Below are 9981 nucleotides of genomic sequence, written 5' to 3'. Positions count from 1 at the left end.
GACACGCGGTCCCACCCCCCCCCCCCCCCCAACGTCCCTCCTCCCCCCCCCCCCCCCCCTCCCCCCCCCCCCCCCCCCCCCCCCCCCCCCCCCCCCCCCCCCCCCCCCCCCCCCCCCCCCCCCCCCCCCCCCCACGTCGCACTCAGCCTCCCGGCCACACGACGTCACGGCCTCACGGCCTCAGGTCGAAGACCGCCGCCTCCGCGCCCCCGGCCGCCGCTCGCTCGGCCGCGTCACCGGATCCCCGGCCTCCACCGCCGCCGCGCGACGCCGCAGGCCGAAGTCGGCCAAGGCCTCCGCCAGCTTGTGGACGGACGGCTCGGGAGCCATGACATCCACCCGCAGGCCGTGCTCCTCGGCCGTCTTCGCGGTCGCCGGACCGATGCACGCGATCACCGTGACGTTGTGCGGCTTGCCGGCGATGCCGACCAGGTTCCGCACCGTGGACGACGACGTGAAGAGCACCGCGTCGAAGCCGCCGCCCTTGATCGCCTCCCGGGTCGTGGCCGGCGGCGGCGAGGCGCGCACCGTGCGGTAGGCGGTGACGTCGTCGACCTCCCAGCCCAGCTCGATCAGCCCGGCGACGAGCGTCTCCGTGGCGATGTCGGCGCGGGGCAGGAAGACACGGTCGATCGGGTCGAAGACCGGGTCGTACGGCGGCCAGTCCTCCAGCAGGCCCGCGGCCGACTGCTCACCGCTCGGCACCAGGTCCGGCTTCACGCCGAAGGCGATGAGCGCCTTCGCCGTCTGCTCCCCGACCGCGGCGACCTTGATGCCCGCGAAGGCACGGGCGTCCAGCCCGTACTCCTCGAACTTCTCCCGGACCGCCTTCACCGCGTTGACCGACGTGAACGCGATCCACTCGTACCGGCCCGTCACCAGGCCCTTGACCGCCCGCTCCATCTGCTGCGGGGTGCGCGGCGGCTCCACCGCGATGGTCGGGACCTCGCTCGGCACGGCGCCGTACGACCGCAACTGGTCGGAGAGCGACGCCGCCTGCTCCTTCGTACGCGGCACGAGGACCTTCCAGCCGAACAGCGGCTTGGACTCGAACCACGACAACTGGTCGCGCCGGGGAGAGGCGGAACGCTCGCCGACCACGGCTATCACCGGGCGCCCACCGTCCGGGGACGGCAGCACCTTCGCCTGCTTCAGCGTCTGCGCGACCGTGCCGAGCGTCGCCGCCCAGGTCCGCTGCCGCGTCGTCGTACCGGCGATCGTCACCGTCATCGGGGTGTCCGGCTTGCGGCCCGCCGACACCAGCTCACCGGCGGCCGCGGCCACCGAGTCGAGCGTCGTCGACACGACGACCGTCCCGTCGGAGGCGCCGACCTCGGTCCAGCAGCGGTCCGACGCCGTACGGGCGTCCACGAACCGCACGTCGGCACCCTCGGCGTCCCGCAGCGGCACACCGGCGTACGCCGGCACACCGACCGCGTTCGCGATACCGGGGACGACCTCGAAGGGCACCCCGGCCGCGGCGCACGCCAGCATCTCCTCGGCGGCGTACGTGTCGAGCCCGGGGTCCCCGGTCACCGCACGCACGACCCGCCTGCCGCCCCGCGCGGCCTCCATGACAAGATGTGCGGCATCCCGCACGGCGGGGACGCCCGAGGTCGTTGACGCGCCGTCAACAACCTTCAGCTGGGGCGCGCCTGTGCCCGGATCCGACGGATCGGCGTCCGTGTGCACTTCCGACACGCCCTGCCTCGCGTGCGTGCGTACGACGTCGAGCACCTCGTGCTCGGCGACGAGGACGTCCGCGTGCGCCAGTGCCTCCACGGCGCGCAGAGTCAGCAGTCCCGGATCTCCGGGTCCGGCACCCAGGAAGGTGACGTGCCCGTGTTCCGGACCGGTGGGAAAGGTGGTGGGGCTCAATGTGCTCGCTCCCCCATCAGACCGGCCGCGCCCTGGGCGAGCATCTCGGTGGCGAGTTCGCGACCGAGTGCCATCGCCGCGTCGTGCGTCTGGGGCACGGGACCGGTGGTGGACAGCTGCACCAGCGTCGAGCCGTCGGTGGTACCGACGACGCCGCGCAGGCGCATTTCCTTGACAACCTGCCCGTCGGCCTGGGGGTCCCCCCGCTCGAGCGGAGCCGAGAGTGGGGGAAGGTCGGCCAGCGCGCCCACAGGGGCGCTGCAGCCGGCCTCCAGGGCGGCGAGCAGTGACCGCTCGGCCGTCACGGCGACCCGCGTGAACGGGTCGTCGAGTTCGGCGAGCGCGGCGACGAGGTCCGCGTTGTCCGCGGTGCACTCGATCGCCAGTGCCCCCTGGCCGGGAGCGGGCAGAACCGTGTCGACCGACAGGAAGTCGGTCACCTCGTCGATGCGGCCCACCCGGTTCAGCCCGGCGGCGGCCAGCACGACGGCGTCGAGCTCACCGCTGCGGACGTATCCGATGCGGGTGTCGACGTTGCCCCGGATCGGGACCGTCTCGATCTCCAGCCCGTGGGTGCGGGCGTACGCGTTCAGCTGCGCCATGCGACGCGGCGCGCCCGTCCCTATCCGCGCCCCGCGAGGCAGGTCGGTGAGCTTGCGCGCGTCCCGGGCGACGACCACGTCCCGCGGGTCCTCGCGCTCCGGTACGGCGGCCACCACCAGCCCCTCGTGCGGAGTGGTGGGGAGGTCCTTGAGCGAGTGAACCGCGAAGTCCACCTCACCCCGCAGCAGCGCCTCGCGCAGCGCGGCCACGAACACGCCCGTGCCGCCGATCTGCGCCAGCTGCTCCCGCGAGACGTCGCCGTACGTGGTGATCTCGACCAGCTCAACGGGCCGACCGGTCACCTGGCTCACGGCGTCCGCCACCTGCCCGGACTGGGCCATGGCGAGCTTGCTGCGCCTGGTCCCCAGCCTCAGTGCCTTCTCAGTCATGCCGGCCCTCGGTTCTTCTCAGTGCTGTTCTCGGCGCGGGAGACGGAGGCCACCGTCTCGGGGTCGAGGTCGAACAGGGTGCGCAGCGCGTCCGCGTACCCGGCGCCGCCGGGCTCGGCGGCGAGCTGCTTGACCCGTACCGTCGGCGCGTGCAGCAGCTTGTCGACCACACGCTTGACGGTCTGGGTGATCTCGGCGCGGTGTTTGTCGTCGAGGCCCGGCAGCCGCCCCTCCAGCCGGGCGATCTCGCCCGCCACGACGCCGGCGGCCATGCTGCGCAGCGCGACGACGGTGGGAGTGATGTGCGCGGCCCGCTGGGCCGCCCCGAACGCGGCGACCTCGTCGGCGACGATCCGGCGGACCATGTCGACGTCGGCGGCCATCGGAGCGTCGGCCGACGCGTCGGCGAGCGACTCGATGTCCACCAGGCGGGCCCCGGCCAGCCGGTGCACCGCGGCGTCGATGTCGCGCGGCATCGCGAGGTCGAGCAGGAAGAGCACCGGCTGCGGGCGCGGCACCTCGGCTACCGGCTCGGGCCGGCGGCGCTCGGGGACACGGCCCACGCGCGTCGCCGTCGCGGCGAGCGCGGTGATCAGCTCGGCGTCCGCCTCGGCGCCCGGCCGCCCGGCCTCGCGCGACCGCTCCACCGTCGCACCGCCCGCGGCCCAGGCCCCGTGCTGCTCCAGCGTCGCCGCGTCCATGCCGGCCACCGCGGCCTCCCCCATGACGGAGAAACCGGACGGCACGGAGGACAGGTCCAGCGGGCAGTTCTCGTCGGCACCGGCACCGGTCGCGGCACCACCAGTGGCGCCGCCCTGCAGAGGCGTTTCAGCTGCCTCCCGTACGCCACCGGGGCCGGCCTCGGCCACCGGACGCCCGGCACCGGGCTCGACGGCGGGGGCGCCGGTGCGGCCCTCCACCGCCGCCGCCACGGCGTCGGCCGTGAGGACCAGCCCGGTCGCGCCGGTGCAGGAGACGGCCACGTCGGCACGTGTCAGCTCGACCGGCACCGAGTCCATCGGTACCGCGCGGGCCAGCACGTCCGTGTCGTCGCCCTGGGAAAGGATCTGGGCGAGCCGCTCGGCCCGCTCGAAGGTGCGGTTGGCGACCACGATCTCGGCGACCCCGGCCCGCGCCAGCGTCGCGGCGGCCAGTGAGGACATCGAACCGGCGCCGATGACCAGGGCCTTCTTGCCCCGCGCCCATTCCTGGACGTCGGCTCCGGCGGACAGCTGCTCCAGGCCGAAGGTGACCAGGGACTGCCCGGCGCGGTCGATGCCGGTCTCGGAGTGGGCCCGCTTGCCGACCCGCAGCGCCTGCTGGAACAGGTCGTTCAGCAGCCGTCCGGCGGTGTGCAGGTCCTGGGCCCTGGCCAGGGAGTCCTTTATCTGGCCGAGGATCTGACCCTCGCCCACCACCATCGAGTCGAGCCCGCAGGCCACCGAGAAGAGGTGGTGGACGGCCCGGTCCTCGTAGTGCACGTAAAGATAAGGAGTGAGCTCCTCCAGGCCGACCCCGCTGTGCTGGGCGAGCAGCGTGGACAGCTCGGCGACACCGGCGTGGAACTTGTCCACGTCCGCGTACAGCTCGATGCGGTTGCAGGTGGCCAGCACCGCGGCCTCGGTGGCCGGTTCGGCGGCGACCGTGTCCTGCAACAGCTTGAGCTGCGCGTCCGCGTTCAACGAGGCCCGCTCCAGGACACTGACGGGGGCGCTGCGGTGACTCAGTCCGACGACGAGAAGGCTCATGCCGGCATCACGGCGGGAACGTCCCCGTCGGGTCCCTTGTCGGCGGAGGCGGCGGAGTCGGCGGGGTGCTGCTGCCTGCGGGCGGCGACGGGCGGCGCGACGCCGTCGGCCGCGGCCTCCTCGCCCGCCTTGCGCTGCTCGTGGAAGGCGAGGATCTGCAGCTCGATGGAGAGGTCGACCTTGCGCACGTCGACGCCCTCGGGAACGTTCAGCACGGTCGGCGCGAAGTTCAGGATGGAGGTGACACCGGCGGCCACGAGCCGGTCGCAGACCTGCTGGGCGGCACCGGCGGGGGTCGCGATCACACCGATCGAGACACCGTCGTCCTGGATGATCTTCTCCAGCTCGTCGGTGTGCTGCACGGGGATCCCGGCGACGGGCTTTCCGGCCATTCCCGGGTCGGCGTCGATGAGCGCGGCGACCCGGAAACCGCGGGACGCGAACCCGCCGTAGTTGGCGAGCGCGGCACCGAGGTTACCGATACCGACGATCACTACCGGCCAGTCCTGGGTGAGCCCCAGCTCGCGGGAGATCTGGTAGACGAGATACTCGACGTCGTAGCCGACGCCCCGGGTCCCGTAGGAGCCGAGGTAGGAGAAGTCCTTGCGCAGCTTCGCGGAGTTGACTCCCGCCGCGGCCGCCAGCTCCTCGGAGGAGACCGTGGGCACCGAGCGCTCGGAGAGCGCGGTGAGGGCGCGGAGGTACAGCGGAAGCCTGGCGACGGTGGCCTCGGGAATCCCTCGGCTGCGGGTCGCCGGTCGGTGTGTTCGGCCAGTTGCCACGGTGCTCCTGCGGGTAGAGCGGGGCTGTAGGCGGTCATACGTCCCTACATGACCGCCCCGTCGAATGCAGGCTATGTCTTTGTGAACGCGTGCACAAAGATGGTGTCCGATTTGCCCGGCCAACGTGACCGGGCTCACGCGCGCCCGGCGTGCGAACCGGGAACCGGCGCACTCGCACCCGCGTTCCTCTCCCATCGGGGGCAAAGCCGCACACACTCCTCACGATCAACGCCCCCGAGACCAAGTCACCATCGATCCTAAGCGACCATCCGGACTACTTGGACTCGTCGGTCAGTGCCTTGCGCAGGCGTTCCTCGTTCACACGCCAGAAGGTGTGCTGCCTGCCGTCGACCAGGACGACCGGGATCTGTTCCCAGTACGCGTCGTGGAGTTCACGGTCCTCGGTGATGTCCTTCCCCTCCCAGGGGACACCGAGGTCGGCACAGACCTTCTCGACGACGAGCTGTGCGTCATCACACAGATGACAGCCGGGTTTGCGGATAAGGGTGACGAGATGGTTCTCGGAGTGCTCAGAGGACTGCGCGGGCTGCGGGGCCCCCGGGGTCGGCGAGGGCTTTCGGCGGAAGAGGGGACTCATGCCGGCCATTCTCGCGCGCACGACGCCGCGAGCCGACCCCTCGACGGCGGCCGGACCGCCTGCCGGGCCGGCACGCCGACGCGCCCGCGGGACCGGTCCTTCGGCGAGGCCTTCGCGGAGGCCCGCACCCGGCTCTTCACCGACGCCTCCACCGGGCCCTCCGCCGGTCCCCTCACCGAACCCTTTGACGACACGGTCGCGCGGAGTTCACAGCCTCCGAACCTCTCGGCTCCGAAGCCTCCGAACAAACTGGCTATGCTCACGGACATGGCCGCTCTTCGATGGCTCACTCCCCGTAGGCGCTCCGCCACGGCACGGAGCGTGTTGGCAGGCGAGGCCTCGGCGGAGGCAGCCCGCAAGTCCGCGCAGTCCGCACAGGACACCTCACCCGGCACGGGTGCGGAAGCCGAGTTCCCGGTCCACGGTGACGACAGGGCAGCCGCCTTCTTCGACCTCGACAACACCGTGATGCAGGGCGCCGCGATCTTCCACTTCGGCCGGGGCCTGTACAAGCGGAAGTTCTTCGAGACCCGCGACCTCGCCCGGTTCGCCTGGCAGCAGGCATGGTTCCGGCTCGCCGGGTTCGAGGACCCGGAGCACATGCAGGACGCCCGCGACTCCGCACTGTCGATCGTCAAGGGCCACCGGGTCTCCGAGCTGAAGTCGATCGGCGAGGAGATCTACGACGAGTACATGGCCGAGCGGATCTGGCCCGGCACCCGCGCCCTCGCCCAGGCCCACCTGGACGCCGGGCAGAAGGTCTGGCTGGTCACGGCGGCCCCGGTGGAGATCGCCCAGGTGATCGCCCGCCGCCTGGGCCTGACCGGCGCACTGGGCACCGTGGCCGAGTCGATCGGCGGCGTCTACACGGGCAAGCTGGTCGGCGAGCCGCTGCACGGCCCCGCGAAGGCCGAGGCGGTGCGCGCGCTGGCGGCGGCGGAGCGCCTGGACCTGTCCCGCTGCGCCGCCTACAGCGACTCCCACAACGACATCCCGATGCTGTCGCTGGTCGGACACCCGTACGCGATCAACCCCGACAGCAAGCTGCGCAAGCACGCCCGGGAGCTGGAGTGGCGGCTGCGCGACTACCGCACGGGCCGCAAGGCGGCCAAGGTCGGCATCCCGGCGGCCGCGGGCGTCGGCGCCGTGGCCGGCGGCACCGCGGCGGCCATCGCACTGCACCGCCGCCGCCGCTGAGTCACCCGCCGGGCCGCCCGCCGAGCCGCCCGCCGAGCCATCCATGGGACGTACCCCCGGAGCATCCCCTCCAGTCCCCCTTTCCCACATTGACCACAACACGCTCTGCAGTCACAAAGAACCTGAACGGTTCCGGTCGCCAACCGATCACTCTGTCGCAACCGATCGACCGTCAATCGGGCACAGAAGCGACGTAATCGATGATTTGAGCAACTGGGCGTAGCAGCACCTGTACGAAGCGTTATTCTCCTCAGACGCATTCCGGCACCCCACCTTCGCTACGACGGGTGAATGGTTCCGTACTGCACGTGATGGAAGCTCTGCCTCTGGGAGTCCCGTGTACCCACACGTCGGGGTTGACGCCTCGGGCCTGGCTACGCTGCGCGCAACGGTCAAATCAGCCCAAGACCTGTTGCGCGGCTTCGTCCCCACCGCGTACGCCTTTCCCGCCCTCGCCGCGGCCACCGCCCCCGTCGGCCCGTGCTACGCACTGGCCGACGGAAGCGCCGCCGTCGGCAGACGCGCGCGGTCGTCCTCGTCCGGGACCGCCGCCACCACCCACCGCCGCCCCGCCGCGGACAGCGACAGCGCCCGCATGATGGACCTGGTCGAGCGGGCCCAGGCCGGCGAGGCCGACGCCTTCGGACGGCTCTACGACCAGTACAGCGACACCGTGTACCGCTACATCTACTACCGGGTGGGCGGCAAGGCGACCGCCGAGGACCTCACCAGCGAGACCTTTCTGCGCGCCCTGCGGCGCATCGGCACCTTCACCTGGCAGGGCCGCGACTTCGGCGCCTGGCTGGTGACCATCGCCCGCAACCTCGTCGCCGACCACTTCAAGTCCAGCCGCTTCCGGCTGGAGGTCACCACCGGCGAGATGCTCGACGCCAACGAGGTCGAGCGGTCCCCCGAGGACTCCGTCCTCGAATCACTCTCCAACGCCGCCCTGCTGGACGCCGTACGACGGCTCAACCCGCAGCAGCAGGAGTGCGTGACCCTGCGCTTCCTCCAAGGCCTCTCGGTCGCCGAGACCGCCCGTGTCATGGGCAAGAACGAGGGCGCCATCAAGACGCTCCAGTACCGGGCCGTGCGCACCCTCGCCCGACTGCTCCCGGACGACGCGCGCTGAGCTCCCGGCGCCCCGGAGGCGCCGCACCCGCCGAAACTCCCCGTGTTCCCCAAATCACCGTCGGTGCAAGCCTGTTGTACCCGCGGTCCGATCACCCACCGTCCGTAACCCAAGTGCCGCGCCGCTCGTTGTGCCGGATGCAGGCTCCCTGTGGTCACCCCCTGGCCGACTCCGATCACACGATCGGGTGGTTCAGATCAGGGTGTGCAACCCTCAGGACCCCCTGGGGAGTCGACCGTCATGACGAGAGGAGGTGCCGCCAGTGATCGCGAACGTATCGGCACACCGGCGGGCGAACGCCTTCGCCCAGGCTCTGGAGGAGCAGTCCGATCCCGGGGCGGCGACCGAGCAGTCCGGAGGACCGGCCGACGCCGGGGCCACCGCGGAACCGACCGGGCAGGGTCGTCTGTTGACCCTCGCCGCCGGCCTGGAGACGCTGCCCCGGCCCCAGCTGGATCCCGAGGTCAAGGTCGTCCAGCGGGCCCAGCTGGTGGCCGCATTCGAGGCCATGCTGCAAGAGGGCACCGCGGGCGACGGGGCGACGGACAGTCCGGTACCGGAGCAACGCCGCGCGCGCGGCACCCACCGGGCGGCCTCACTGAGCAGGTTCCGGCCACGCTCGCGGCTGGCCAAGGGCCTCACCGCGGGCGGACTGAGCGTGAGCGTGGCCGCCGGAGCCTTCGGCGGAGTCGCCGCCGCCAGTTCGGACGCCCTGCCCGGTGACTCGCTCTACGGCCTCAAGCGCGGCATCGAGGACTTCCGCCTCGGTCTCGCCGACGGGGACGACGAGCGCGGCCGGGCCCACCTGGACCTGGCATCGACCCGGCTCAACGAAGCACGCCGGCTGATGGAACGCGACCGCGGCGGGCCCCTCGACCACGAGTCCCTCAGCGAGGTCCGCCGTGCCCTGTCCGGCATGGAGCACGACGCCTCCGAGGGCCACCGCCTGCTCAGCGCCGCCTACGCCCGCGACCCCGACTCACTCGCCCCCATGCAGGCCCTGTCCACCTTCTCCCGCTCCCACCGGGAAACCTGGGGAGCACTGCGCGACCGGCTTCCCGTGCAGCTCGGGGACGTCAGTGACCAGGTGTCCTCCGTCTTCGACGCCATAGAGGACGACGTGGCCCCGCTGCAGTCCATGCTGCCGGAGCAGCCGTCCCGGGACGACGACAGCGGAGACAGCGGCCGGCAGGACAGCTCCGAGTCCGCCACCACCGGCACCCCCGGCTCCGGCCACTCGTCCGCTCCCAGCACCGGCGACACCGGTACGTCCGAACGCGAGCGCACGGACAGCGAGAGGCCCAGCGAGTCGGCCGACTCCGGCCGCGAGAACGACGGCCTGCTCGGCGGCGGCACAGGCGGCCTGCTCGACCCGCCGAAGGACACCGGCACCGCCTCCCCGCCGACGGGCGACAACACCCCGCCCGCCGAACCGGACGTCACCCTCCCGCCCCTCCTCCCGGGCCTCCTCCCCGGCCTGGGCATCGAAGCGGACGACGCGGACTGACCCGGGGGGGGGGGGGGGGGGGGGGGGGGGGGGGGGGGGGGGGGGGGGAGGGGGGGGGGGGGGGGGGGGGGGAGGGGGGGGGGGGGGGGTGGCGCTCGCCATGCGCGCGGGCGCCGAGGTGAGGGAACTTGAGTTCGTACAGTTCCA

At 72.4% G+C, this 9981-nt stretch carries 8 protein-coding genes; 3 read left to right on the top strand and 5 right to left on the bottom strand.

What is annotated here, in order from left to right; genetic code table 11:
• Positions 1–180: 180 nt before the first annotated feature.
• From ACZ7G3_RS33745 to ACZ7G3_RS33725, 5 genes are all read right to left on the bottom strand, one after another.
• Positions 181–1878, bottom strand: a complete 1698-nt coding sequence (locus ACZ7G3_RS33745) for a bifunctional uroporphyrinogen-III C-methyltransferase/uroporphyrinogen-III synthase (RefSeq protein ID WP_426524934.1) — start codon at positions 1876–1878, stop codon at positions 181–183.
• Positions 1875–2870 (bottom strand): hydroxymethylbilane synthase, encoded by a 996-nt coding sequence (gene hemC / locus ACZ7G3_RS33740; RefSeq protein WP_470930305.1) that lies wholly within the window; start codon positions 2868–2870, stop codon positions 1875–1877. The genes ACZ7G3_RS33745 and hemC overlap by 4 nt, the downstream gene beginning before the upstream one ends.
• Entirely contained in the window at positions 2867–4618 is a 1752-nt protein-coding gene (locus ACZ7G3_RS33735) for a glutamyl-tRNA reductase (RefSeq protein ID WP_470930303.1), read from the bottom strand. The genes hemC and ACZ7G3_RS33735 overlap by 4 nt, the downstream gene beginning before the upstream one ends.
• The gene (locus ACZ7G3_RS33730; RefSeq protein ID WP_470930301.1) at positions 4615–5400 is read right to left on the bottom strand and encodes a redox-sensing transcriptional repressor Rex; all 786 of its coding nucleotides are present in this window, start codon (positions 5398–5400) and stop codon (positions 4615–4617) included. Before ACZ7G3_RS33730 ends, ACZ7G3_RS33735 begins: the two co-directional genes overlap by 4 nt.
• Positions 5401–5674: 274 nt before the next feature.
• The gene (locus ACZ7G3_RS33725; RefSeq protein ID WP_426603803.1) at positions 5675–6007 is read right to left on the bottom strand and encodes a glutaredoxin family protein; all 333 of its coding nucleotides are present in this window, start codon (positions 6005–6007) and stop codon (positions 5675–5677) included.
• A gap of 258 nt (positions 6008–6265) precedes the next feature.
• On the opposite strand from ACZ7G3_RS33725, the gene ACZ7G3_RS33720 reads away from it, so the two are divergent.
• From ACZ7G3_RS33720 to ACZ7G3_RS33710, 3 genes are all read left to right on the top strand, one after another.
• The gene (locus ACZ7G3_RS33720) at positions 6266–7195 is read left to right on the top strand and encodes an HAD family hydrolase (RefSeq protein WP_470930299.1); all 930 of its coding nucleotides are present in this window, start codon (positions 6266–6268) and stop codon (positions 7193–7195) included.
• Positions 7196–7532: 337 nt separating this feature from the next.
• The gene (locus ACZ7G3_RS33715) at positions 7533–8327 is read left to right on the top strand and encodes an ECF subfamily RNA polymerase sigma factor, BldN family (protein ID WP_426524946.1); all 795 of its coding nucleotides are present in this window, start codon (positions 7533–7535) and stop codon (positions 8325–8327) included.
• A 262-nt stretch (positions 8328–8589) separates the two neighbouring features.
• Positions 8590–9834 (top strand): DUF5667 domain-containing protein, encoded by a 1245-nt coding sequence (locus ACZ7G3_RS33710; RefSeq protein WP_426603791.1) that lies wholly within the window; start codon positions 8590–8592, stop codon positions 9832–9834.
• Positions 9835–9981: the final 147 nt, after the last annotated feature.

The sequence above is a fragment of the Streptomyces sp. NPDC037271 genome, assembly GCF_055603605.1.
The sequence above is the reverse complement of the archived record's forward strand: the minus strand, read 5'-3'. Positions and strand labels throughout refer to the sequence as shown.